Source organism: Sedimentisphaera cyanobacteriorum, assembly GCF_001997385.1.
Taxonomy (GTDB): Bacteria; Planctomycetota; Phycisphaerae; order Sedimentisphaerales; family Sedimentisphaeraceae; genus Sedimentisphaera; species Sedimentisphaera cyanobacteriorum.
In genome coordinates this window covers 2,081,476-2,105,279 of the sequence record NZ_CP019633.1, presented here as the reverse complement: position 1 = coordinate 2,105,279, position 23,804 = coordinate 2,081,476, and the positions used below count along the sequence as shown (strand labels likewise).

At 44.3% G+C, this 23,804-nt stretch carries 22 protein-coding genes, 1 tRNA gene, 2 pseudogenes and 1 riboswitch; of the genes and pseudogenes, 6 read left to right on the top strand and 19 right to left on the bottom strand.

The annotated features are described in order from the left end of the window. The first annotated feature begins 87 nt into the window (after positions 1-87). Positions 88-1,746 carry a sigma-70 family RNA polymerase sigma factor gene (locus tag L21SP3_RS08595; protein WP_077540604.1) on the top strand — a complete coding sequence of 553 codons (1,659 nt, stop codon included), beginning with the start codon at positions 88-90 and terminating at the stop codon, positions 1,744-1,746. Positions 1,747-1,960: 214 nt separating this feature from the next. Further along, positions 1,961-2,036: transfer RNA gene (locus tag L21SP3_RS08590), tRNA-Asn, on the top strand. A 900-nt stretch (positions 2,037-2,936) separates the two neighbouring features. On the opposite strand, the pseudogene L21SP3_RS08585 reads toward L21SP3_RS08590, so the two are convergent. Continuing rightward, a pseudogene (locus L21SP3_RS08585) lies at positions 2,937-3,164 on the bottom strand (integrase core domain-containing protein); the annotation flags it as partial. A gap of 20 nt (positions 3,165-3,184) precedes the next feature. Between L21SP3_RS08585 and L21SP3_RS12385 the strand changes: the two are divergent. From L21SP3_RS12385 to L21SP3_RS08565, 4 genes and pseudogenes are all read left to right on the top strand, one after another. Then, the gene (locus L21SP3_RS12385; protein ID WP_077540602.1) at positions 3,185-3,478 is read left to right on the top strand and encodes a DUF5372 family protein; all 294 of its coding nucleotides are present in this window, start codon (positions 3,185-3,187) and stop codon (positions 3,476-3,478) included. Positions 3,479-3,700: 222 nt separating this feature from the next. Further along, complete coding sequence (locus tag L21SP3_RS08575) at positions 3,701-4,162, top strand: helix-turn-helix domain-containing protein (RefSeq protein ID WP_077540601.1); 462 nt, start codon at positions 3,701-3,703, stop codon at positions 4,160-4,162. A 110-nt stretch (positions 4,163-4,272) separates the two neighbouring features. Next, complete coding sequence (locus L21SP3_RS08570; protein ID WP_123785173.1) at positions 4,273-4,464, top strand: hypothetical protein; 192 nt, start codon at positions 4,273-4,275, stop codon at positions 4,462-4,464. Continuing rightward, positions 4,461-5,027: pseudogene (locus tag L21SP3_RS08565) on the top strand (recombinase family protein); the annotation flags it as partial. The gene L21SP3_RS08570 and the pseudogene L21SP3_RS08565, both read left to right, overlap by 4 nt. A gap of 515 nt (positions 5,028-5,542) precedes the next feature. Here the strand turns inward: L21SP3_RS08565 and L21SP3_RS08560 are convergent. The 18 genes from L21SP3_RS08560 to L21SP3_RS08470 form a co-directional block, all read right to left on the bottom strand. Then, complete coding sequence (locus tag L21SP3_RS08560; RefSeq protein ID WP_077540599.1) at positions 5,543-6,619, bottom strand: integrase core domain-containing protein; 1,077 nt, start codon at positions 6,617-6,619, stop codon at positions 5,543-5,545. 19 nt (positions 6,620-6,638) lie between these two features. Continuing rightward, a complete protein-coding gene (locus tag L21SP3_RS08555; RefSeq protein ID WP_077540598.1) occupies positions 6,639-8,156 on the bottom strand; it encodes a cobyric acid synthase in 1,518 nt (505 codons plus the stop codon). After that, positions 8,140-8,676: a bifunctional adenosylcobinamide kinase/adenosylcobinamide-phosphate guanylyltransferase gene (gene cobU / locus L21SP3_RS08550; RefSeq protein ID WP_077540597.1), complete on the bottom strand. Its 537-nt coding sequence runs from the start codon at positions 8,674-8,676 to the stop codon at positions 8,140-8,142. Before cobU ends, L21SP3_RS08555 begins: the two co-directional genes overlap by 17 nt. Positions 8,677-8,697: 21 nt before the next feature. After that, the gene (locus tag L21SP3_RS08545) at positions 8,698-9,252 is read right to left on the bottom strand and encodes a cob(I)yrinic acid a,c-diamide adenosyltransferase (protein ID WP_077540596.1); all 555 of its coding nucleotides are present in this window, start codon (positions 9,250-9,252) and stop codon (positions 8,698-8,700) included. Between the two features lie 12 nt (positions 9,253-9,264). After that, entirely contained in the window at positions 9,265-10,275 is a 1,011-nt protein-coding gene (locus L21SP3_RS08540; protein ID WP_077540595.1) for a FecCD family ABC transporter permease, read from the bottom strand. Positions 10,276-10,277: 2 nt separating this feature from the next. Continuing rightward, a complete protein-coding gene (locus L21SP3_RS08535; RefSeq protein ID WP_077540593.1) occupies positions 10,278-11,081 on the bottom strand; it encodes an ABC transporter ATP-binding protein in 804 nt (267 codons plus the stop codon). Next, on the bottom strand, positions 11,074-11,976 hold the full coding sequence (locus tag L21SP3_RS08530; RefSeq protein ID WP_077540591.1) for an ABC transporter substrate-binding protein: 903 nt from the start codon (positions 11,974-11,976) through the stop codon (positions 11,074-11,076). The genes L21SP3_RS08535 and L21SP3_RS08530 overlap by 8 nt, the downstream gene beginning before the upstream one ends. A gap of 3 nt (positions 11,977-11,979) precedes the next feature. Then, complete coding sequence (locus tag L21SP3_RS08525; protein ID WP_161488158.1) at positions 11,980-12,540, bottom strand: histidine phosphatase family protein; 561 nt, start codon at positions 12,538-12,540, stop codon at positions 11,980-11,982. Continuing rightward, positions 12,537-13,316: an adenosylcobinamide-GDP ribazoletransferase gene (locus L21SP3_RS08520; protein ID WP_077540587.1), complete on the bottom strand. Its 780-nt coding sequence runs from the start codon at positions 13,314-13,316 to the stop codon at positions 12,537-12,539. Before L21SP3_RS08520 ends, L21SP3_RS08525 begins: the two co-directional genes overlap by 4 nt. Beyond that, on the bottom strand, positions 13,313-14,323 hold the full coding sequence (gene cobT / locus L21SP3_RS08515; RefSeq protein WP_077540585.1) for a nicotinate-nucleotide--dimethylbenzimidazole phosphoribosyltransferase: 1,011 nt from the start codon (positions 14,321-14,323) through the stop codon (positions 13,313-13,315). The genes L21SP3_RS08520 and cobT overlap by 4 nt, the downstream gene beginning before the upstream one ends. A gap of 20 nt (positions 14,324-14,343) precedes the next feature. Continuing rightward, positions 14,344-15,126, bottom strand: coding sequence for a prepilin-type N-terminal cleavage/methylation domain-containing protein (locus tag L21SP3_RS08510; protein WP_077541909.1), 783 nt, complete (start codon positions 15,124-15,126; stop codon positions 14,344-14,346). Positions 15,127-15,138: 12 nt separating this feature from the next. Further along, a complete protein-coding gene (locus tag L21SP3_RS08505; protein WP_077540583.1) occupies positions 15,139-16,752 on the bottom strand; it encodes a hypothetical protein in 1,614 nt (537 codons plus the stop codon). 145 nt (positions 16,753-16,897) lie between these two features. Then, the gene (locus L21SP3_RS08500) at positions 16,898-17,530 is read right to left on the bottom strand and encodes a PEP-CTERM sorting domain-containing protein (RefSeq protein WP_161488157.1); all 633 of its coding nucleotides are present in this window, start codon (positions 17,528-17,530) and stop codon (positions 16,898-16,900) included. Between the two features lie 448 nt (positions 17,531-17,978). Further along, positions 17,979-18,182, bottom strand: a riboswitch (cobalamin riboswitch). A gap of 237 nt (positions 18,183-18,419) precedes the next feature. Further along, entirely contained in the window at positions 18,420-19,205 is a 786-nt protein-coding gene (gene istB / locus L21SP3_RS08495; RefSeq protein WP_077540580.1) for an IS21-like element helper ATPase IstB, read from the bottom strand. After that, complete coding sequence (istA, locus tag L21SP3_RS08490; RefSeq protein WP_077540578.1) at positions 19,189-20,688, bottom strand: IS21 family transposase; 1,500 nt, start codon at positions 20,686-20,688, stop codon at positions 19,189-19,191. Before istA ends, istB begins: the two co-directional genes overlap by 17 nt. A 635-nt stretch (positions 20,689-21,323) precedes the next feature. After that, entirely contained in the window at positions 21,324-21,746 is a 423-nt protein-coding gene (locus tag L21SP3_RS08480; RefSeq protein ID WP_077540574.1) for a pyridoxamine 5'-phosphate oxidase family protein, read from the bottom strand. Beyond that, positions 21,739-22,272, bottom strand: coding sequence for a flavodoxin family protein (locus L21SP3_RS08475; RefSeq protein ID WP_227806757.1), 534 nt, complete (start codon positions 22,270-22,272; stop codon positions 21,739-21,741). Before L21SP3_RS08475 ends, L21SP3_RS08480 begins: the two co-directional genes overlap by 8 nt. After that, positions 22,241-23,746, bottom strand: a complete 1,506-nt coding sequence (locus L21SP3_RS08470) for an ABC transporter ATP-binding protein (protein WP_077540570.1) — start codon at positions 23,744-23,746, stop codon at positions 22,241-22,243. The genes L21SP3_RS08475 and L21SP3_RS08470 overlap by 32 nt, the downstream gene beginning before the upstream one ends. Positions 23,747-23,804 lie beyond the last annotated feature (58 nt).

Here is a 23,804-nt window from a genome sequence, read left to right as displayed (position 1 = left end):
TCAGGCTCTCAAAACTGTCAGGCAAGTTTGTTTTGCCTTGATATTTCGATTATAATCGCTTTGCAGAGTTTATAAACGGAAAACATTATGGCTGATTTCAAAACGGACAAAATCAAAGAACTGCTTGCAGATGTACGCTTCTCGCCGATACGGGTGAAGCTGGAGATGCTCGAGAAAGCCGAATCGCTATACTTCCTCCTCGATTCCGGCAAGCAGTATCCTTATGAATTTGTCTGCAGCAAGATAACAGGCTACAACCCGGGCGGAGAGGGCGAAATCGAGATCCTCGAAGGCAGCAGTGTTCAGGCGGATGTGAGGCTGTTTGTCCTTGAGCTCAGCAAAACAGTAAGCCAGCCTGCGGCAATGCTTAATCACCCGGCATATTCGATTGCCTCGCTCTCTGAGATGCTCGGAGTGAGCGATAAAACAATCCGGCGATGGAAAAGGTTCGGGCTTATAGTCAGATACCTCGTATTTGAAGACGGCATCAAGAAGCTCGCCATTACTCAGCAGGCCTTCGAACATTTCAAAAAGCAGAATCCGGAGATAATAACAAAGGCCTCCAACTTCAACAGGCTTTCAGAAGAAGAGAGAAAACAAATCCTCGAGCTTTCAAAACAGCTCAAAGAAAAACGTCCTGAGATCGCAAGGAGCAAAGCTGCCGAGCTGATATCTGAAAAAATGCACCGAAGCTTTGAAACAATCAGAAGCAGCCTTCAAAACGCAGAACAAAGCGAGCAAAGCAATATCTATCTCCCGAGAAAGGGCAGGGTAAACAGTAAAATCCAGAAACAGATCAGCGAGCTGTATGCCGGCGGGGAGAGCGTAGGCGATATCTGCAAGATGCTCGGATGCAGCCGTTCCAGCGTGTACAGGGCAATCAATCGAAGCAAGGCAAAGAGGATTGAAGCTGTAGAGCTGGGTTTTGTTGATTCACCTGATTTCCAAAAACCCGCTCAGATGAAAAAAATCGAAGAGAAAAAGATATTTCTGCCTTCACACGTTGAGGTGAGCACATCTCCTGATGATGTGAACAGATATATCAGCAGGATAAACAGAATAAAGCCTGCAACAAGAGACCATGAACTCGAGATGTTCAAGAAATACAACTGTTTGAAAAAGCTTCACCAGCAGGAAAAGAAAACGCTTAATCTTTCCTCGCCTTCAGGGAAGAAGCTTCAGAAAATGCAGAGCAGACTCGAAGAGATAGGCAGGATAAAGCATGCTGTTTTTCAGTCTAATCTGAGGGTGGTTATAAATATAGCCGCTAAGCATATCGGCAAACATATTTCTTTTGCTGAACTGATAAGCGAGGGGAATATGGCTCTTTTCAGGGCGATTGAAGGCTACGACTACACAAAGGGCTTTCGATTCTCAACGTATGCCGGCTGGGCGGTGGTGCGGAGCTTCGCAAGAATTACGCCTTCTGATTCGCTGCCTCTGGAGGATTCGATGCATACGGATATGAGGAATGTGGATGTAAGCTCTGTGCCTGTGGTTGAGCAGGCGGGGCGGGATCTCGATGAGGTTATATCGGCAAATCTCGATCCGAAGGAGCAGTTTGTAGTGAAGAGCCATTACGGCCTCGACGACCCCTCACTGATTAAGAAAAAGAAGAAAACGCTCAAGCAGATTGGGAAAGAGCTCGGCGTAAGCCAGGAAACCGCAAGACAAATCGAGCTGAAAGCCCTGCAGAAACTCCGCCACTGCCTGTCCGTGGATATGTTCGATAAACTGCTCAAATAGACATGCGAAAATACGGGCAGGCGCGCAGGCGGATTAACCGCTAAGCTGCACAGTTCAAAGATCAGTCGGCTTTAGGTTGCTGCCAAATCTTATATGCTAAGCAAATGAGAACGAAAAATTTCAACGTTTTTACTTTCTTTTTTGATTTACCTGCTTGACAGCGAACGCCAAATTAGTAGTATATCCCGTCTATTGCACGCTGAATAGCGATTATTCCTCGATAGCTCAATCGGTAGAGCGAGCGGCTGTTAACCGCTAGGTTGTAGGTTCGAGTCCTACTCGAGGAGCCAAAAACAACCAGTGGCGTAAAAACCACTGCTAACGATTAACGAAGAAGCCCGGTCATGAAAATGGCTGGGCTTTCTCAATATCCGCATATTTGGCGTAAAATTGGGGGGTTTCGGGTGATTTATGGCTTAAGGCGGTTCTATCCTACCGCTCTCTGTTTTCTTTGGGCTGCCAATAAAACGGTAAATTCTCCGCCGAACTGGCCCGGAACTCTCTAAACCTCTCTGCCAAAAGTTCTATCGTTTTGCTCTCTTACCATAATCGCTCCATCTTCGGGCAAATCACGTGGCAGACGATTCTATCTTTTCAAAACGTACCCGAATGTTTCGGTTGAGCTTCTGAAAAACCCTCCAATTACAAGCCTGAAGGTATCGCCGGTTTGCGGAATGACCGGCAGGTCTCTGGACAGCGACAGAGTACTCGAAGGGACTCGAACCCTCAACCTTCGGATCGACAGTCCTTGGCTGGGCGCGTAAGTGCTTTTTAGACAAGGGCTTAAATGGCGTTTTTGAGCGTCAATTGAGGGTTGCAAGTGGTTGACAACTCAATAACAAGTGGCTGACAAGTCAGTATCCACTGCAAATTGACGAACTTTTTGACGAACTCATAAAATACAAATGGCCCCTAAAGCTTTCATATTTCAATTCTAAGAGCCTTTTATATTTTTGTGACTTGAACAGCATCTTAATCTGCTTAAATTAGAAATTTCAGAAGCGCTTCAAAAGTGGTCTCATCTGGCAAATAGTCGGTATCTGTCCTAGAAAGAACAGGTATCTGTTTGTATGGCACCGATTCATTAGACAGAACCCATGGTCAATTCAGACCGTATGTAGCTTTACCATAGCAAGGATAGACCTTCTCTGTTTGCTTCTAAATCAAGACACTAAATTGTCACATTCTTTTTATGCTGCTCTTTTCCAGTATTTTAATAATCCGCCAAGACGCTCATGACAAACGATTTCACCATCACCTTGAGGTTGTGGATCAATCATATTGTGTTCGAGCCCGGTATGCGGGCGGCTTGTATGATAATGAGTTATATACTCAGAAACAATATGCCTCAGGTGTGTTTCACCCATGATGATCATCTTGTTAAGGCACTCATGTTTTATGGATCTTACAAAGCGTTCCGCAAAGGGATTTGACTACTATGTCAACTGCACCCGATGGGAACGATCAGGTGCGATATTGCACGATCACCCATCCTTTTCATCCTTTGTACGACACAAAGATTCAGATCGTTTCGCTTAAGCAAACCTGGGGCGAAGATCGAGTATTTTATCGTCAGGAAGATGGGCGATTGACATCCATACCTGCTTGCTGGACAAGCATTTATGAACCTCATCCATTTAATTTCATCTCTCAAGGCCGCAGTGCTTTCCGGTTCAGGGAACTACTTGAACTCGTTGGGCTAATCGATGATTTCATGGTGGAGGGCAAATAATGACATGCCCAATAATCCCAATTGAGCGCAAAGTAAATTATGCCTTTTGTGTAAATCTTATTATGCCGGCTATCAGCTTCCCGAAACAGGCCTTATTTGTGTTTAGATTAGCTTTAACGGCATTATCCTGTAGTGATTTACGACATTTTTTACTTGACAACTCCCTGATTTCCGGCATAATAAGACTAACAGTTAAAATGTCTTGTTTAGGAGATCGATATCATGGAAGATTATGGCGATGTAAAACTGGAAGCACTTGGTCAAAACGGCACATTAAATGCGCATCCGGAAAACGTTGCGGACGATCTATTTTCAGGCAGCGAGTTTTTCGACCCAAGGGATATGCTGCAGGTCAAGTACGAAATGCTTCGACGGGTGCGGCAGGATGGAGAATCAGTTTCGAAGGTGGCAAAAAAGTTTGGTTTTTCTCGTGTTTCATACTACCAGATACAGCATGCTTACGACCAGCACGGATTAGCCGGTCTAATGCCGCATCAGCGAGGTCCCAGGCATGCCCACAAATTAACCGAAGATGTAATGGCATTTATCTCAGCCTGCAAAAACAAAAAAGCGACTCTTCAGGCAACGGATCTAGCAACTCGTATAAAACAACATTTCGGATTAAGCGTACATCCCCGCAGTATCGAACGTGCACTGCAGCGTCAATTAAAAAAAGGGCTGTAAATTTATCAGAGTCTGGCGAATGCTTTGACCATTGCCTTGAACGTTACGAGCAATTACGCCAAATGATACTGGAGGGCAGAGACTACTGTTGCCAGGGATGGGGGCTGTCGTTGTTGATACATCGTGGATTTTTGGCATGGGTATATGCCTTCTCAAAAATTGAATCATCTCAGCAGCAAACGGTTGTACCTGCCATCTCTGTACCCGATACAAATATAGCTGTACCTGATACGATTCGGAGCCGAATGGTGATGACTATCTCAGAGATGGTTCTATCGACATTGCAGGAGGTGGCATTATGATCAGCGATACTCATCATCAAAAAGTACGTCCCGAACATCTCAAGCGTGACGCTTATTTGTATATCCGACAATCAACAATCCATCAGGTATTCCATAACACAGAGAGCACCAGAAGGCAGTATGATCTTCGCAGGCGAGCCACTGCATTGGGATGGACCGATGACAACGTAATTGTCATTGACAGTGATCTGGGGCAATCCGGTGCATCTGCTAAAGATCGTGAAGGCTTTCAAAAGCTTGTTGCTGATGTCGGAATGGGCAAGGCAGGTATAGTTTTAGGCTTGGAAGTTTCTCGTCTTGCCCGCAACTCCAGTGACTGGCACCGTCTTCTTGAGATATGTGCTTTAACGGACACTTTGATATTAGATGAAGATGGTCTTTATGATCCCAGCCATTTTAATGATCGCCTGCTGCTTGGGATGAAGGGTACAATGAGCGAAGCTGAACTCCATATGCTGCGAGCTCGTCTTCGAGGAGGCATTCTAAACAAAGCCAGCCGAGGAGAATTGCAAGTACCGCTGCCAATAGGTTTAAGTTATGACCAGTCGGGTAAAGTTATCCTAACGCGAAGGGACTCGAACCCTCAACCTTCGGATCGACAGTCCGATGCTCTATGATTGTAAGTTGTTGCCAGAAAGAGGTTAATGCAGTGTCAATAAAGACTTATGAAAACCAAGGTAGAATCAAAGTTAAACTAAAGTAGTACTAAAGGTGCATATTTGGTACGCGTTTTGGTACGCGTCCCTTAGTTCACACGATATATTATAAAATTGAATGTCCATATCTGTTATAAATCAAAGGCCTCTAAACGGCTTACGATGCTCTCTAAATCTTCCAAAGCTTAAGGGGCCTTAAACATCCTCTGAAGCATTTAAAATTAACCGTTCCAGTAGCGCTTCAAAAGTCGTATTATCCTGCAAATTGGCCAGACCTGCCTTTCAAAGAACAGATGCTGGTTAAAATGCATCTGTTCCTGAGATCAGATAGCCATCAATTCAGACACTATGCAGTTTTATCATAGTGAGTATAGACCTTCTCTATATGCTCCTTAATCAAAACACCAAATTGTTAAATAACTTTACGCCGCTCTCCTCCATGATTTCAGTAATCCGCCGAGTCTCTCATGGCGTACTATCTTGCCTTTGCCTTGAGGCTGCGGATCAATCATATTATGACCGAGCCCGGTGTGCGGACGGCTCGTATGGTAATGGATTAAATACTGATCGATACAATACCTCAGATGCTTCTCACCCATGATAATCATCTTATTGAGACATTCGGATTTTATGCTGCGAACCCATCTCTCAGCCATGGGATTCAAATTCGGTGAAGCAACGGTTGTCCTTATGGGCTTCACACCGGAGTTATCAAGGATGTCACGAAATTCCTGGGTGAATAATGGATCTCGATCCATGATAATAAAACTCTTGCCCTTACTGAATCCATTGAAAGGATCTGTCAGATTCTTTGCTATCTGCTTCATCCAGTCACCGTATGCCTGAGGAGTGATACCAAGAATTTCAACTCTTCTTGTTTTATAGTCAATCGCAAACAGAACCATATAGCGAATTATGCCCCCTAAGGTTAACACCTCAATATTGAAGAAATCGATTGCTATAAGTGAGCCCCATTCAGCACGGATAAATTCGTTCCATGTTGTTTTAATAGGTCTGTCTGGAGCAGGCTCGATGCCGTGCTCCCTTAATACTCTGCTAATAGTAGCCGGTGAAACTTTGTAGCCAAGGTACTTAAGATAGCCATGAAGCTGTCTGCAGCCAAGATGTTTGTGGTCTTTGGCCATTTTTATAATAAGCTGTTTAAGTTCATCAGATATTCGAGGCCTTCCGAACTTCTTACGATTCTTGCTGCCATCATACTTTTTCCCTGCCAGTTTTCTAAACCATTTGAGCAGCGTATTTGGCGAAAATACACAAGAAATTTCAAACAGCATCTTCCTTCCAACTCGCTTGGCAAGAATAGCCAATCTCCGTCTTTGTTTATTACTTAAGATGATTCGCTTTTTGCCCGTAGCTTTTAAAAGCTCGTGCTTTAAGATTTTGTTCTCTTCCATGAGAAAATTTATCGCCTCCTGCTGCTGTCGATTGATCCAGCCTGCAAGCATCATCAACAGCATCGTGTAAGGCTTGGTTTTCATTTATGCTCCAATTGACATATCAACTTTTAAGTATTTTTTTAATGTCTGCATACTTTTGAAAATGTTTCGCCAGCAGGTCATATTGTTCTTCTCGAAATTCAGGCAAGGAAACACTTGATGGTTCATCATAAAAATTGAAAATTTCTGGTTTCAGTAAAGACAGATAAGCTTTTCTGAAAACCGGTTCATCGAAAAGTCCGTGTAGATAAACACCTTGAACTTTTTCATTGTCTGTTTGCCATCCATCGGTAATATTAACATCAATTTCATTTCTGCTTCTCAGCATCATTACCGGTTTACCTCTTCCAACCGGTTTAGTTAGCCCCATGTGGATTTCATATCCTACGATATTTATATTCTCAAAACCCATCCAGTAACCAGTAGTTCTGGTCGTAATTTTTTGGGGATGCAATTTCGTTTCAACATCAAGTAGTCCAAGGCCCTTGGTTTGTCCCGGCTGACCTTCAATTCCTTCTAGGTCATCTATAACTAATCCAAGCAGTTGGTAACCGCCACAAATTCCAAGAATTAGGCCATTGGTTTCTTTGTATTGTATAACAGCATCAACCCATCCAGTATCTATCAGCCATTGCATATCGCTTCTGACATTTTTGCTGCCTGGCAAAATAAGCAAGTCATAGCCAATCAGATTTCGAGGCTTTGTAAGGTAATGAAAATTGACGGTATCTTCACGAATTAGTGGATTAAAATCTGTAAAATTTGATATATGCGGCAGCCGGATACAGGCGATATTGATTTTATTTCCCACGGGACCAGTTTTCGGATCAATGATTGTTTCGATAGGCATTCCATCTTCCGAGTCAATTTCAATATGATAGAAAAAAGGAACAAGACCAAGAACTGGAAGATTTGTTTTTTCTTCGATATACTGTATTCCATCATCAAATAAGCTCGCATCACCTCGAAAACGATTGATAATGATTCCTTTGACTGCTCGACGATCTTTTTCAGGTATGATGTTCAATGTGCCAATTATTTGTGCAAAAACACCACCTCTGTCAATATCAGCAACAAGAATTACCGAGGCCTCTGCTGCATGAGCAATTTTGAAATTAACAAAATCCTTTTCCCTCAAGTTTATTTCAGCACATGAGCCTGCTCCTTCCATAACCACCACTTCGTATTTACTTTTTAACCTATTTAAACTTTCAAGGGCTTTACCAAAAAGAAAATTAGTATCAGCAAAATAATCTGAGGCCAGGCAGTTACCGAATGGTTTCCCATGAAGAACAATTTGTGCTCCGGTATCAGTACATGGTTTAAGCAGTACCGGATTCATATCGGCGGTGGCTTCAACCCTTGCTGCTTGTGCCTGGACGATTTGTGCTCGACCTATCTCATGTCCGCTCTTTGTAACAAAAGAGTTATTTGACATGTTCTGAGCTTTGAATGGAGCAACCTTTAATCCCCGATCACTCAAAATACGACACAGTGTCGTAGCAACTATACTTTTACCGACATCAGAACCTGTTCCTAATATGGAAATGCATTTTGCCTTTTTACCAAACGTTTTCATAATTTCCTTTTATTGCCACAGATATTCCGCTGACCATTAAAACTACTGTGTCAGCGATTTGAGCTATTTTCTTATTCAGATTTCCGGCCTGATCCCGAAATTGTCTTGTCAATTCATTTCCGGGCACAATGCCCATGCCGACTTCATTGCTGACAATAACAAGCTTACATGGACATTTACGAATACTTGAGGCAAATTCATCAATGTAGTTTTGGATAAGATGCAGTTCTTTTATTTTGTAAAAAAGATTTCCCAGCCAGACAGTCAGACAATCTATTACGGCTATTTCAACATTATTCTCTAAATCAGATATTGCTTGTGACAAATTTACAGGCTTTTCGATTGTTTTATAATCTGAGCCTCGCTGATTCTTATGTGCTTGGATTCTATCAGACATCTCCTTATCAATTGCCTTGGCAGTGGCGATAAATACTCTGTTTTTATATTTTGAGGCGCAATCAAGAGCGAAACTGCTTTTTCCACTGCGAGCACCACCTGTTACAAATATAATTTGATTCATGGCTATACCATTAAAGAAAACTTATTTTTCAATTCCCGCTCTTGCCTGTATTCCATTTTGATAGTAGTGTTTGACCTCTCTCATTTCAGTTATAAGGTCGGCAACTGCAAGGATTTCTTTCCTTGCATAACGACCTGTAATAATAAGTTCCGTACCAAATGGTTTTTCATTGATAAGCTCAAGAAGTTCATCAGCAGTAATAAGGTTGCATTGTACAGCTACATTTGCTTCGTCGAGAATAATAACATCATACTCTTCAAATTTTATTATCATTTCGATATCTTCAAGCCCATGATGGGCAGCTTCTATGTCTTCCTGCCCAGGATTTTTGTCAATGAAACAACCTCTGCCATATTGCCTTACGGTAATGAGTTCAGAAAATCTTTCCAGTGCTTCAATTTCACTGTAAAGCATACCTTTGATGAATTGGGCAAAAAAAACTCTCAGTCCGGCACCTGCGGCACGAACAGCGAGGCCAATGGCTGCCGTTGTTTTACCTTTTCCATTGCCGGTGTAAACCTGAATATATCCTTTCTCAAGTGAATTTGATTTTATTTTCTCAAATTGGACTTCCATAAAAACCTCCTGTTATCTTTTAATCAATAAGTATATAAAACATGGTCCGCCGATAAGAGCCGTGATGACGCCCACCGGTATTTCGGTTGGAGCGATAAGCGTTCTGGCTATTGCATCACACAAAACAAGAAAAGCACCCCCAAGGCAAAAACAGCCAAACATAACAATTCTATTATCAAAGCCGGATATCTTTCTTGTGACGTGGGGAACGATCAAACCGATAAAACCAATTGGCCCGGCTGCTGAGACAACAGCAGCGGTAGCAATAGAGCCACCTATAAAACAATATTTCTGAACGCAAGCCACATCAACTCCGTGCCCCATAGCCATTTCATCACCGAGTGAAATATGATTAAGACTTCGGACATGATATCCTATCATTGCCAGAGCAATCACAACCAACGGAATAATCGAATAAAAATTGTCAAAGCCAACAATATCAAGTCTTCCCATGGTCCATCTGTCAAGTGAAACGAGCAAATGGGGTTTGGTCAGGTATCGAATGAGTATTATAAATGCCCCGCACATGATGCTTATTGTAACACCGGCTAAAAGCATCGTGTACATTGATAGCCCCGCTTTACGACGTGAAGCAGTGTAAATAAGCAAACCGATTACTCCTGCTCCAGCCATCGACATTAGTTGTACCGATCCTGCTTTTCCGAGTATTCCGCTTATGGCCGGAAATGCAATAGCTAGATAAGCACCGACCGCAGAACCACCAGTTACACCAAGCGTATATGGCGTAACCAGTGGATTGCGAAGAATTATCTGAAAAGTATTGCCTGCAACAGCTAAGGCTGCTCCTGTTATAAATGCGAGAAGCACACGCGGCAGTCTTTGATATATAAAAATATCGGTGTCGATCTGGTGTATATTTCCACCTCGTATATCCTGAAGAATTAATTTTATATCCAGTGATTCGGCACCAACCAAAGGGCAAAAAAGAATTACAGTAATCGCAAATAATAGATATAGGCAAAAACCGCAGGAACTTGCTGCTATGATATTTTTCCTTGTCATATTCAGGCAGACTCCTCGCTAAAATTGTAATATGGCAATAATGCAGGTTTCTGATTGTGCGGATGTCTGAAAATCGAAATATTATCAGAATAAGCATTCATTTGGCCGAGACGTTCAAAGGCCTTTTCGACCGAATCATAAATTTCTTTTTTACCCTTATCCAATAAAAGAATTTTGTCACAGAATTGACTCGCCAGATTCAGATCATGAGTGATTGTAATAATGGTCATACCTTTTTTACTGAACTCTGCAAGCAAATTAAAAAATGAAATCTGATGATGTAGATCCAGCCCTGTTACCGGTTCATCCAGCAACATGATATCTGGCTGCTGAGCTAAAACTGACGCAAGTAAAACTCTCTGGCGTTCACCACTTGACAATTCATTGATGGACCTGTCTCTAAAAGTCAATGTTTCGGTCGCATTCATACAGTGATCTGCTATTTTTCTATCCTCTGCCGTAGTTAACCCTAAACCTTTTGAGTGGCAGAAACGACCCATTAAAACGACTTCTTTAACAGTGAACTCAAATGCGGAATTAACCTGTTGAGGCAGGTACCCAATTTTTCGGGCAAGTTCTCTTCTTGGGATTTTTGTAATGGATTGATCTTCAAGAAGTATCCTGCCATTATCAGGCTTCAATATACCTGCGGCTATTTTTAATAAAGTGCTTTTGCCTGAACCGTTGGCTCCTGCAATACCTATAAAATCACCTTTACTTATATCCAGGCTAATACTATCCAGCCTCCAGGATGAGCCTGAATATGAGTAACTGATATTATCAATATTTAGAAATGAGTTACTCATCGAATAACTCCGGATGTATCAGTCTTGCCAGTTTAAGAGCCGCCTGGCCAACTCTTGGGCCGGGTTTTAAAACCAGATCTCCATCGATGACATAAAGTTTTTTGTTTATTACAGCATCGAGTTTGCCGAGTTTTGACCAGTCTTTAAGTGCATCATTTGGGTCACAATTTTCGCCTGCGGAATGGGAATACGGCTCAATAATAATGTCGGGCTGACGCTTCATAATCGTCTCTTTGGAAATTACCGGATAATCCTGTCCTATGTCACTGAAAATATTTTCTCCCCCCGCAATCTCAATTAGCTCACCTAAAAAGGTATCCGGACCGACAGAGGTAATGCTTGCAAGGGTGCCGGGTGTTCGGTAGAGTGAAAAAAATACTTTTTTCTTTTCCGTGGATGAAAGTTTAATTTTGATAGTTTCAAGTTCATTATTGATCTTATCGCATAATTTCTCTGCAGCAGCAGGACAACCTAGTTTACTACCTAGCTCAGATATACCCTGATATATTTCACTGATATTTCTGAGGTTGATATTTATGTATTCGATGTTCTTGTGGTTACAAAAGTCTGTTATATCTTCACATTTACCTTGAATTATTATAAAATCCGGATTGAGAACACTGATACGTTCGAAATTGGGATTAATGACTCCGCCGACCTTATCAATATTTTCAGTTTCCGGTGGATAGTTACAAAAATCGCTAATAGCAATAAGTTTTTTGTCGCAGCCAAGTTCGAATATGATTTCTGTAGCTGCTGGGTTGATTGAAATTATCCTGCTGGGGACAAAATTATTTTGTTCTGCGGACGGCTGATTATGCTTAGTTATAAAAACGCCAACAAAGCAAACCCCAAGACATAGGGCAACTAATAAAAATATACTGTGTTTTTTCATCTCTTAAATTTCCATACAATTATTGTAAATAACATATTTTCCATATTCAGGAATCAGATCAAGCCATTGTTTAACAGGGAGTTTTTTCAGTGTTCCCAGCAAAGCGGCAATGGTTCCTCCGTGGGCAATTACCGCGAAAATTCCTTCTTCTGGAATATCTTCGTACCACGACATGATTCGGTTGCGGAAAGCATACGTTGTCTCGCCGTTTGGCGGAGCAAACGATTCAGGGTTTTCAAACAGACCGTTAATCTGATTTCCGTTCTCAGCATAAATGCTGTCCCACTTTTTAAGTTCCCACGTACCAAAATTTCTCTCTCTGAGGCGAATGTCTGTGATGATTTTGGCGTTCGATTTAGTTGCCAAAAGTTTCGCCATAAAGCTCGTTCGTTTAAGATCGCTGTGATATATTGCATCGATTAGATACTTACCGACTTGTTCGGCAACCTTGGTGCTCTGTTTCTGGCCAAGTTCGCTTAGTTCAATGTCGCTTGCACCATAACAGATTCCTTGATATTTTTCATGTACCTGGCCATGACGTATAAGAATAAGTGTGTGTTTCAATTTAATCCCCTCCAGCTTGCCGCGGAGACTACCAAAACAACTATTTGGGCCATGTAGCAAATCATACCAAGGCAATCGCCTGTGATGCCTCCAATAAGCTTATGAATTTTTCGTAATATAACACCCAGTAAAACAGCAATAACTACCAGTGAAACCAGCATTTTTGCCGGTGTTAAATATCCCCAAATAATAAATACAGGGAAAATCAGTAAAACTGCGATGATGACATCCGCTATTTTAGCATTATGACCGGCTTCTTTGGCAAGGCTTTCTCTGGACTCTACAGGTTTTAAAAGTCCAACTGAAATAACGGTTGCAAGCCGTCCTATAGATGCTGAGGCAGTAATTACTACTATTTGAAACAGAATTCCATCAAGAGAAGCTATTGCCAGTATGCGTAAGACAAGAGCTATAATCAATGCTGTTGCTCCGTAACTGCCAATCCTGCTGTCCTTTAGTTTTCTCAAAATATCATCTTTTGTCCAGCCTCCGCCAAACGCATCAAAGTAGTCTGCCACCGCATCTTCATGAAATGCACCCGTGACAAATAGTTCCACAGTAATTGCAACTGCAGCGGCCAACAAAGCATTAAATACAAACTGACATAGAACAAAAATACCAGCAGTAATCAATCCTATCAGCATCCCGACCAGCGGCATAAATAATACAACCCGCTGAAACACTTTCTGCTCTGAAGGCTTGCTTCCATTCGGAACGGGAATTCGGGTTAGAAATTGTACAGCAGTGAAAAAAGGCAGTATCAGGTATTTATTCATCGCTTAATCCCCGCAGATTCAAATGTTGCCATTTTTGCCATAACATCCGCTGCGGAATCTAATAAAGGCATGACCAACAAAGCACCCGTTCCTTCTCCTAATCGCATTGACCAATCCAGAAGCGGCTTTAATTGCAGCTTTTTCAATAATACTTTATGGCCCGGTTCAGCTGAACAATGAGATGCTATCATATAATCGCGGCTGCCTTTAAATAACACTTCAGCAATCAGAGCTGCTGCTGTGGATATGAATCCATCTATTACCATAACGGTTTTTAGCTCAGCGGCTTTGATATAAAATCCAGCCATTGCAGCAATTTCAAAACCACAAACAGATGCAATATCTTCAGCCAGGTTACCATTGCTTTGCGTTCTTATTCTTTTGATTGCACTACAAACAACCTGAATTTTTCTGGATAATATTTTGTCATCAGCTCCGGCTCCTGGGCCGATTACATTTTCTACCGGTACATCACACAATATAGCGGAAAGGCAGGAAGCCGCAGTTGTGTTGCCGATTCCCATTTCACCAGCAGCAAGTATTTTTGCTCCATTCTTGACAGCATTTTCTGCTTCTTCTTTGCCGATTTGCATCGATTTTTCAAATTGTTCTTTAGTCATAGCCGGTACTTTGGCAAGATTGGCTGTACCTTTAGCGATTTGCACACACCTGTAAAATTTACTGTCTTTTTTGTTTTGACATAATGAGCCGACATCTACAAGTTTCAGTTGCGTCTGGGTTGTTTTGGCTAATACACTACTGGCAGCTCCTCCGCTAAGAATATTATCAATCATCAATTCTGTAACTTCAGCAGGCCATGCAGATACACCTTCTTCGACTACGCCGTGATCAGCGGCAAACAAAACTATTTGACGTGGTCTGGTTTGCGGCTTTAATGTCTGCTGGCAGAAACATAGCTTTGCTGCAACTTCTTCAAGTCGCCCGAGGCTTCCCGGCGGTTTTGTTAAATTGTCAAGGTGGGTTTGTATTTCTTTGATGTTGAGCATTTTTCATCCATGATATTTATTCACTCCAGATCGTACAAAGAATTATCTTCCGAAAGAAAACCGCAATTGTCGCTGATATATTCACTGTTGATACGCGTGTTGGTATACCTTTCCTTTCTTGATTCACAATGGCCATCGGCAAATGCTACGTTTGTTTTCCCCAGGTGCCGAAAGCCCTGTGTTCCGGCATATCGTACTGAATCACTGATATCCTTTTCACGCGGGTTGGAAAATGGGGCTCGCATGAATTTATTGGCCTGGTTGTCGCCGTACTGGCCGTCGCCGAAGACGGCGCACTCAGCCGGACGGCGGATATCGGTGATCCTCGCTGTTGGGATATATTCGGAAGGTGACCAGCCGCCAACCGGTTCAGCCCAGCCAAGATAGCTGGTGTTGTAGTTGTAGCCGGTATACCTGTCGCCTTCCCACATGGCCGGCCCCTTAAATGAAGGACACTGCTGTATTTTTTCAATGCCCTGGCCTTCCCAGATCAGCCCTGGGGAATAGTCCCAACTGTTAGTTGCCATATTATATCTGCGAGTGAAATCCCAGGCGTAATGTACATAGGGATTGGCATTGGGGCCATAGACATCCAGCAGAGCAGGCGGGAAATGATCGTTATTGTTTGTCTGATACGAGCTAACCGCAATAAGCATCTGACGCATATTGCTCAGACATACAATTCTCCTGGTCATTTCCCTTGCTCGACCAAGCGCCGGCAGGAGAATTGACAGCAGCAGAGCAATTATCGATATTACCACAAGCAACTCGACCAGCGTAAAGCCCTTCTTTTTATAAGGCATCACATTTCTCTCTTATTCACAATCAAATGTGCATTCAAGCCAGTTGTCCGCCAATACAAAGAGATCCTGGTAATCTATGAAATCATCCTCTTCCAGATCCGCTCTGTGTGCCATTACGTCGGTCTGGGCGGAAATATCATCAAGCCAGAATTTCGCAAGCACCGCATAGTCCTGAAAATCAACTCTGAAATCCTGATTGATATCGCCTTCAAGCGGCAGTGGAGCGACAGCAAAAACCTTGAAAATTTCGACATCGGCAACAGTAAGCAGTTTGGCAGAAGCGTCGTAATCAGATGGTGTCAGAACCGCCCAATCCTCGCCGGTCCATTGATAGACCGCCAGATCGTTGGCATCTCCGGTATAGGCATCGCCGACATAAAGGCTCAATTCTCCCAAAGCCCAAGGCTCAACTTCCGGATCAAGAATTACCGCCGCATTGACATCATACGCTGCCAGAAATTTTGCAGGCCCGCCGGGATACTCCGACAGATCGCTCCTTGCCCCCGTTTGAAATGTCAGCGGGTTGTCGGGGTCCATATCCCAAACCGAAACCCTGACAAGCTCTTTAGAATCATCATTTGGATCGACGAAATCCAGCTGACTCAGGCCTACCTCGAGATTAAAGAACGCAACCGACATCTCGTCTCCGAGTTTAACCGGTGCCACATCGGCGGCGGCGCAGATCTCGCCCTGATAATTGTCGGGGTCGCTGAATTTGATATATTTTACCCATTCGAGATAGACGGGGTTTTCATCTTCGTCCACCAGCCAGTCAAGATCAAATGGCGTACCGCCTGCCGAACCGGCGTAGAGTTTGATGGCATCGGCGACTGTCTGATTACCGAAATAGCCGACGATCCACGGGTTGACCGGTTTTGCCCAGTCGAGTTCCTCGCCAATCCACTGGTGATTAACGCTGTCCCACTTATAGGGCTGGGTGGGAAAGAAATTATCCGCTGTAATAGCGATGTCACCCGGCGCCCATGTAAAGGTGTACCACGGACCGTCGAGCGACTGGGCGACGCTGATCGTTACTGGTTCCGAAAAGACCGCGCCCGCTCCGCTGCCCGGAAAAGGCCCGCCGCCGCCAAAAGCCGAGAGTGTGTAGGTATCCATATTGGAATGTTCATAGACCATAATGCCCGTTGCGAAAAATGGATTGCCGTGGACTATAAAATCGATTCCGTAGGGATTGTTCGAGTTGTTGTCGATGATCTCTTCGAATTCGACAACGATCTCCGCTCCGCCTTTGAGTCCGCAGCCGTTATTCGATGTCAAAGCCGAATTGTAAGGTGTGCCGTCAAGTGAGTAATCATTGGTGCCTTTTGACCACGCCGGCCAGACCATATTGATCTCGCGGAAATTGCCGCCCGGCGGGTTCCACACGGTATCATCTCTGTCCAGCGTATTGGGTTTGCCCAGCACGGCAAGCGGACTGTTCCAGAGCGCACTGGAATGAAAAGGCCCGTGCGTCATATTGTCGCCGCTGCCGGGTGCGTACGTTGCGGTTATACCATCCCAGTTAAAGACAACCTTATCCGCCCATATATCCGCCGCCTGTGCCGTACCCGCAACAGGCCCGATCGCCATAAAGACGGCAAATGCTGAAAATATAATTGATCTCATCTTAAAATCCTTCACGATATCGTTGTGAACTTTAAATTATTGTTACATTATTTTGGTTAAAGAAAAATACATTTTTATATGTTTGCCGTTTTTTTTAATGGCGGCGCAGCGTTCAAACTGCGCCGCCGAGAAATACGTCAAAAACTTAAGCGTGCCTTTTCCTTCTAAGCAAAAGTCCGCCCATTCCCAGCAGAGCAAGCGTCGCCGGCTCGGGAACGATCGGCACATCCAGGAAGTATGCGTTGGGGTTCCCGCCGAACCAATCAATCGCGTTGATGCCTTCGAGCTGACCATCCGCAAGCAACTCCTGGTCATATCCGGCCTGATTGGCCTCCCAGTCACCCAATGTGGTCCAACCCCCACTCATCGCACCCCACTGTGCATAGGGATCGTCCGTGCTGGCAAGATTCCAGCTTCCTATTTGATCGGCGTGCGTATGGTTATCGACACCGTCGTTGTAAACGATGTCGTTGAGGAACGCCCCGCCATAACCGGAGCTTACGGTGAATACGCCGTCATCGTGCAATGCGTCAAGCATATCCGATACGTACGCCGTGCCGTCCCAGCGGTAGCCGAACGCGTGCGATTCAGTTTGGTAGGGACCTGAATAGATATTCCAGTCCACGACCAGAATCGACTCGTTTGCCCCGCTGCCAGCCCAACCTTCCACATCCACCCAGACATCCTTGCCGGAACCGCTTTCAAAATAGTACGGCGTCGCAATTGCTGGTGTGACAAAACAGCAGCTAATAACTGCTAAACAAATTAACTTCTTCATGGTTTTCATCTCCTAATCTTTCTTTAGTTCATTAAATTACATTTTCATTCTTTAGTATCATTACCAGACCATCTACATCATCATCACCTCCAATCCAAAGCGTTGAGAGAAATCAGTAATGAGGCACCGAAAACCTGGTTGGGATTTCCAAAGTTTTCCTAAGAGAGGTGATCGCAAGGCAGATTATTGCAATTTTACCTGATTTGACTTACAATGCGTTTGGTAATGGGAAGCCAATTCAGGTTTCTCTCAAGGGGCGTCGGCATCTCACTGTCGGCGCCTCATTTTTCACTTTTTCTCACGTTTTAATCGATTTTACCTTTCAAAATTTCCAAATAAAAAAGCCGCTGCTCCTGCGTAAGGAGCAACGGCTTTTAACCTTCTTTTGTCCATATTATATGTACTAATTTACAATAATCCGGCTTAATGCTGTTCTTTACGCGAGAACTTTACTAAATTCATCGTAACAGGTATTCTGACTCTCATCCTGCCTGACAACACCTTCCCATTCGACTTGAACAGTGGTATAAAGCTGTCAGGGTTCCCGGCTGATGCCGGGTCGGACGATCACAGCGGCGCGACCGTCGCGGATTTTCACCGCGTTCCCTGTAAGTATTTTATCTCAAAACACTTTACCATCCATGATAAATTTTCCAAAGAGCTCAAAGTCGAAGTATATGCCTTGAACTTTAGGATGTCAATATAAAAAATAAAAAGGCAAAATAGTGTTATATTTTAACAGTTATTTGGCTTATCATGCTATAAAGTTCTGCTATTTAGATCTAAGGAAGTCAGCCTTATAAACGGCGGAGTAAAATTGTCCCACCTGGCGGAGCAATTTTGTACCACCTGATTTCTGTATAGCCGGGACCGCCCCGGCTGTCAATCTTCAATTCTCGGCAGCTCTTTTCTGCTGTTTTGCCAGGCGTTTACGGCTCTGATCAAGCCGATAACTACTACCGTTGGCCTCGATGATATGGACCCGGTGCGTGAGCCGATCCAACATCGCCCCGGTGAGCCTCTCGGAGCCGCACACTTCAGTCCAGTTCTCGAACGGAAGGTTGGTCGTCACGATCAGGCTCTGCCGTTCGTAAGCCCGGCTGACGACCTCAAAGAGCAACTCAGAACCGGCTTTGCTGAATGGCACATAGCCCAGTTCATCCAGGATCAGCAGGTCCTGTTTTTGGAGCTGTGTCAGCATTCGCTGCAACTGCCGATCTTCCCGAGCTTCCAGTAACTGTGTCACCAATGCCGTGCATCCGAAGAATCGGACTTTGCAGCCCTGACAACAGGCAGCGAACCCCAGTGCAGTGGCCAGATGGGTCTTGCCCGTTCCGCTGTTGCCGATCAGTAATACATTTTCATATTGATCAATGAACTCGCACCGTAATAACTCCCGGACGAGCGGTTCGTTGACGGACTTCTGTGAGGCAAAGTCAAAGCTGTCAATGGTTTTGAGCAACGGGAACTTCGCTGCCTTGATTCGCCGGTCCATCGCACGCCGCTGCCGGTCGGCAACCTCTTTTTCGCACAGCCGCAGCAGGTAAGTCGGGTAATCACATTTTTCCCGGCTGCAGGATTTGGCCAGCAGCGGATATTCTTTAAGCATGGTCGGAAGTTTCAACTGCTTGAGATGATGTTGCAGCAGCACGGTCGATTTACGCTCTTTTGACATGACAGCCTCCCTGTGTCAGTGAACGATAATCGGCAACTGAGGTCTGACGAACCACAATGTGACGAAGATGGTCCCGCCCGGCAAGGCTGAAGGTCGTAAAGGCATAATCTTCAGCCGTCAGCAGGAACTGCTGCACCGCACAATAACAGTAGATCCGATGATTGAGGGCCTTGCAGATGGCTTTCGATATTTGTCGGATTGAATATTTGTTCAGCAAGAGCAATATCTGGATATATTCCCTGGTGCCGTTTTCACGATTCGCCTCAAGACATCGGCGATACGTGTTAAAACATCTCGGCAGCGACCAATCCTCCAGAGGACGAGCATGATCCAGGGAACCCGGCTTGCGTTCCAAAAGCTCTAAATAGTGCATCGGATCGAATATCTGCCGTTCTCGGTCCCAGCAGCGACGGTGCCTGGCGATGAGCCGGTCCTGTTGATAGACCTCGATAAAGCTGACTGACGCCTTGATCGTCGTCTGATGATGAGCTGAACTTACCGGGACTGAATAATCGTTGGTGTCATAACGGACAAGTGATTCACTGCTGGCAAATGTCGATGCCGATTTGCGGTAGTCAAACGTGTCATCCGGCAACGCGATGGCTGCGACACGGTCTTCGGCCAGCAACTGTTCTTTACTGAGAGAACGTTTGCCGCGGAGGATACGCTTCAGGTCGGATTGGCAGCAGTTATACAAGAGCCGATTGAGGTCATCGTAATCGGTAACCTGCGGCACGGGGACCATGAAGTTGAGCCTGGAATACTTGACACTGCCTTCGACAATACCCTTCTCGTTGGGTCTTCGAACGTTACAGAAGTGAGGCTCGAACAGGTAATGACTGATGAGTCGCTTAAACTCACTGGTATATTTGCGTTTATGATGTTTCAGTATCTTTGTAATAGCTACACGGGTATTATCATAAATGATCCGCCTGGGAACACAGCCGAAGAACTTAAACGCCCGTACATGGGCCTCCAGAAAAGCTTCGGTACATTCACGGGGAAACGCCATTACGAACATCGCATCCGAATGAACCATGGTCATGACAAAGAATACGATTTTTTTCAGGGTGCCGTCGAAGCTGGTCAGGGCATGGCCGAAATCCACCTGCGCCTCGCCCGGTCGCTGGCTCAGTGGCATGAACACTTCCCGGGAAGTCTTTTTAATCTGGCGGACGGCATCTTTGACGATCGTGTAACTGCCGGTAAATCCTTCAGACTCCAGCGTCTCTAAAATCTTCTTGGCTGTGTGACGCTGCTTTTTAGGCATCTGCTTGTCAGCGTCAATGATCTCCTTGATGCGACCCAGATACGGACCAATCTTGGTCTTTCCAGCCGGCTTGGTACGCCGGTAGCCCGGCGGCTCACTGTTGTCCCGGATTTTACGCAGGGTCTGCCGGTGAATACCTGTCTCCCGCTCCAACTGACGGAGGGAAACCTCTCCATTACGAATTTGACGCCTTAACTCGATCCATTGATCCATATCTGTGTACACTCCTGTTTTCTCCCATAATAACCTACTGCAAATGTCCTTTGAATCTCTGCTTGCAGTCTATTATTACAGGTATTTCGGTTACAGGGGTACAACTTTCAACCGCCCGCCAGGTGGGACAATTTTGCTCCGCCGTTTATACATATGTTACCTAACCTCCTGTTAAAGCTTAAGTTATAACTATACCTCTCCGTCCCCCTCATTTTCGTGAAAAAACTGTAATTTGGTGCCGCCAAAATCAAAATCTGAGGACGACACCATCATCAAGGAGCAAATTATATAGGTGGCATGAGGCCTTGGTTGCAATCTGCTAGGGATAGCCAGTTCAAGGCGACGAATTTTCGTTGGGGTGGCAGTCATACACCTGCCATCCCATTTTACAAACTGGGCAATTGAGAGCATTGCCATGCCTTAAAAAAACCTGATAAGACAGCCCCGCCAAAGGCATAAAAAGTGTCTTAACTGTGAAACGGATTTGTCCAAATCACACTGAACCCGTACAGTTGTAGTGTCTGCAAATCTTAATGGCTTGTGGTGTCCTATAAAAAACGGACAGAAAATGCCAATTATGCTTCAAAAATAATTTTTTGTCACTTTATTGTTTTTTCTGAACGCGGGTAGTTAACTCAGCTACTCCTCCCTGTAATCTGAGAGATCGTGCATTTGAGATAAGGCGAACGTTGTTCCGTATTATTGCATTTTTCTGTAACTGTGGTGTAATCAGTATTCATAACCTCTCCGAGTAGCTCCCAGCCTTTTCGAATTGCATCAGAATCAGTTATATTTTGGCCTGTTCCAAAGAGGCTCACTCCTGCCCATTTGGAAAGATCGCCACTGGCCTGAGTTATTTTTAGGATTAGGTTCGGATTATGCTTTAGGTTTTGCATTGTCCTACCTCTCGGGTTGATCATAAAGCCAATGTATTTGCCATCGATAAAATAGGTGGCTTCGATTGCGTAAGGAAGCCCATCAGGAGTAACCGTGCAAATGGTTGCCCAATTTGAATTCTTTACGAGTTCGTTAATTTCCGTTTCGGTCATTTTACGCATTGGATTGCCCCTTTAATTCTTCGATCATTTTTTTAAAAGTCTCTGCGGCATTTCGGCAGTCCTGATCGTTGGGGTGTTTGGCAGCTTCGGCTAACCTGGCCTTTCTTTCATCATTCATGGCATGGGGGTGTTCCGGCTTGTCTTTTGTCATTTTAGCCATCATCTCTATGAGCTTAGGGTCAACCTTGCCCTGACAAATAAATGATCCGAGAATTGTATTGTCATTTAATAATTCGCATGCTTTCTGCAAAGATTCCGCAGCATGTTGAGAATCAGGATAGGCACCCAGTGTCAAAAATATTCCAATACTTTTTTTATGGATTTTCTGCATATAGTTTTGTATTGCCTCATCGGGCATTCCTTTATCAACCCAACCGCCAACTGCAATGAAATCGTAATGATCAGAAGAGGGGGCGTTTTCCACAGGATAAAGCTCCGTGTCCTGGGGCAATGCCTTATGGATCGCCTCAGCAATTATTTTTGTATTTCCGGTTTTACTTGAGTAAACAACCATGCATTTCATCATTATGCCTTTCTGTTCTGTCAAATTTCAATAGTTTAATAAATAATTCATTATATTGATCGCGTTCTAACGTTTTGGCAACGGTTCCATTTTCCATCCAGGCTATCTTGTCGCAGCATAGCGAGACCAATTCGATATCATGTGTAATGATAATGACAAGTATGCCCTGACTGCACAGATTCTTAACTTCCTGAGCGAGCATTTTCATCCTCTTCATATCCATGCCGCTGGTGGGTTCGTCGAGGATTATTATTTCATTATTCATTGCAATTGAGGCGGCAATTGCCAAACGCTGTTTTTCGCCGCCGGAGAGGGTTTGCGGGTGACGGTCTTTCAAGGCAATCAGACCATATTGCCTTAAAATATCTTTTGCTTTATCGGCCTCCGTCGCATTGTCTTTTGGATTAAGAAGTAATTCACCAAGAACCGTATCAGAGAATAACTGCTGTTCAGCCTGCTGGGTAACACATCCGATCTGTCCGATTCGGCTTTTGTGCTTTAAAGCAGTGCCGTTGATTTTAATGATTCCATGGCTCTCTTTTTGCAAGCCGGTCAGTAAGCGAGAAAACATTGTCTTACCAACTCCATTATGCCCCATAATGGCAATGCATTCGCCTGCGTTGAATGAAAAGTTCACGTTGTTGAGAATGTCTTTTTTATTTCCTGCTCCCCCTGAAAGACGGCTTACATCCAGTACGGTCCGCTGTCTGAGATTATTATGTTCGGAATCAGTAATTTTCGGAGGCTTAGCCCATATGCGTAAACCAATTTCATTGCGGAATTGAGATGAATTCAGTATTTCCGGTTTTCCGTCATAAATCAGTTGTCCGTCTTTAATTACGATCACCTGATCGGCAAGGCCTCTTAAATACCACAGTCGATGTTCGGAAACGATAATTGTCCTGCCTTGATTCTTTAATTTGGCCAGCAGTTTTTTCAATTCATGAATTGAGGGGATATCGAGATTTGCCGTCGGCTCATCCAGAAGAAGCAGTGGCTGATCCATCGCAATGATAGATGCCAAGGCCACCTTTTGTTTTTCGCCGGAGGACAGGGTGAAAATATCTCGATTTCTAAGAGACTCGATCTCAATATCTTCTATGGCTTTATCTATTCGTTTTTTTATTTCCTGCCGGTCAAGACCTGAATGCTCAAGGCCAAAGGCGATTTCATCTTCGACCGTAAGCTGGAAAAACTGGGTATTGGGGTTTTGAAATACGGTGCCTGTCAACTCACTGATTTGCCAAAGTGTTTTTCCGGCGGTTTCTCGTCCGGCAATCCATATTTCTCCATCAAGCTTCCCTCCGTAGTGCTGCGGAGCCAGGCCGTTGATGCAATGCACAAGCGTAGATTTTCCGCTGCCGGAAGGCCCGGTCAAAAGCACCAGCTTGCCCGGTGAAATATCCAGATTGATATTGCTTAAAGCAGGTTTCTCCTGCCGGGTATATGTAAATGTTAAGTCTTGTATTTTCAGCATTACAATTACTCAAAAGTCTGCTGCACAATTATTTTCAAATCCAACCGCTGGATTCGAC

Excerpts from the sequence above, each read along its gene's own strand:
- L21SP3_RS08595 (WP_077540604.1), top strand. The coding sequence starts at position 88 with ATGGCTGATTTCAAAACGGACAAAATCAAAGAACTGCTTGCAGATGTA.
- L21SP3_RS12385 (WP_077540602.1), top strand. The coding sequence starts at position 3,185 with ATGTCAACTGCACCCGATGGGAACGATCAGGTGCGATATTGCACGATC.
- L21SP3_RS08575 (WP_077540601.1), top strand. The coding sequence starts at position 3,701 with ATGGAAGATTATGGCGATGTAAAACTGGAAGCACTTGGTCAAAACGGC.
- L21SP3_RS08560 (WP_077540599.1), bottom strand. The coding sequence starts at position 6,619 with ATGAAAACCAAGCCTTACACGATGCTGTTGATGATGCTTGCAGGCTGG.
- L21SP3_RS08555 (WP_077540598.1), bottom strand. The coding sequence starts at position 8,156 with ATGAAAACGTTTGGTAAAAAGGCAAAATGCATTTCCATATTAGGAACA.
- cobU (WP_077540597.1), bottom strand. The coding sequence starts at position 8,676 with ATGAATCAAATTATATTTGTAACAGGTGGTGCTCGCAGTGGAAAAAGC.
- L21SP3_RS08545 (WP_077540596.1), bottom strand. The coding sequence starts at position 9,252 with ATGGAAGTCCAATTTGAGAAAATAAAATCAAATTCACTTGAGAAAGGA.
- L21SP3_RS08540 (WP_077540595.1), bottom strand. The coding sequence starts at position 10,275 with ATGACAAGGAAAAATATCATAGCAGCAAGTTCCTGCGGTTTTTGCCTA.
- L21SP3_RS08535 (WP_077540593.1), bottom strand. The coding sequence starts at position 11,081 with ATGAGTAACTCATTTCTAAATATTGATAATATCAGTTACTCATATTCA.
- L21SP3_RS08530 (WP_077540591.1), bottom strand. The coding sequence starts at position 11,976 with ATGAAAAAACACAGTATATTTTTATTAGTTGCCCTATGTCTTGGGGTT.
- L21SP3_RS08520 (WP_077540587.1), bottom strand. The coding sequence starts at position 13,316 with ATGAATAAATACCTGATACTGCCTTTTTTCACTGCTGTACAATTTCTA.
- cobT (WP_077540585.1), bottom strand. The coding sequence starts at position 14,323 with ATGCTCAACATCAAAGAAATACAAACCCACCTTGACAATTTAACAAAA.
- L21SP3_RS08510 (WP_077541909.1), bottom strand. The coding sequence starts at position 15,126 with ATGCCTTATAAAAAGAAGGGCTTTACGCTGGTCGAGTTGCTTGTGGTA.
- L21SP3_RS08505 (WP_077540583.1), bottom strand. The coding sequence starts at position 16,752 with ATGAGATCAATTATATTTTCAGCATTTGCCGTCTTTATGGCGATCGGG.
- L21SP3_RS08500 (WP_161488157.1), bottom strand. The coding sequence starts at position 17,530 with ATGAAGAAGTTAATTTGTTTAGCAGTTATTAGCTGCTGTTTTGTCACA.
- istB (WP_077540580.1), bottom strand. The coding sequence starts at position 19,205 with ATGTCAAAAGAGCGTAAATCGACCGTGCTGCTGCAACATCATCTCAAG.
- istA (WP_077540578.1), bottom strand. The coding sequence starts at position 20,688 with ATGGATCAATGGATCGAGTTAAGGCGTCAAATTCGTAATGGAGAGGTT.
- L21SP3_RS08480 (WP_077540574.1), bottom strand. The coding sequence starts at position 21,746 with ATGCGTAAAATGACCGAAACGGAAATTAACGAACTCGTAAAGAATTCA.
- L21SP3_RS08475 (WP_227806757.1), bottom strand. The coding sequence starts at position 22,272 with ATGATGAAATGCATGGTTGTTTACTCAAGTAAAACCGGAAATACAAAA.
- L21SP3_RS08470 (WP_077540570.1), bottom strand. The coding sequence starts at position 23,746 with ATGCTGAAAATACAAGACTTAACATTTACATATACCCGGCAGGAGAAA.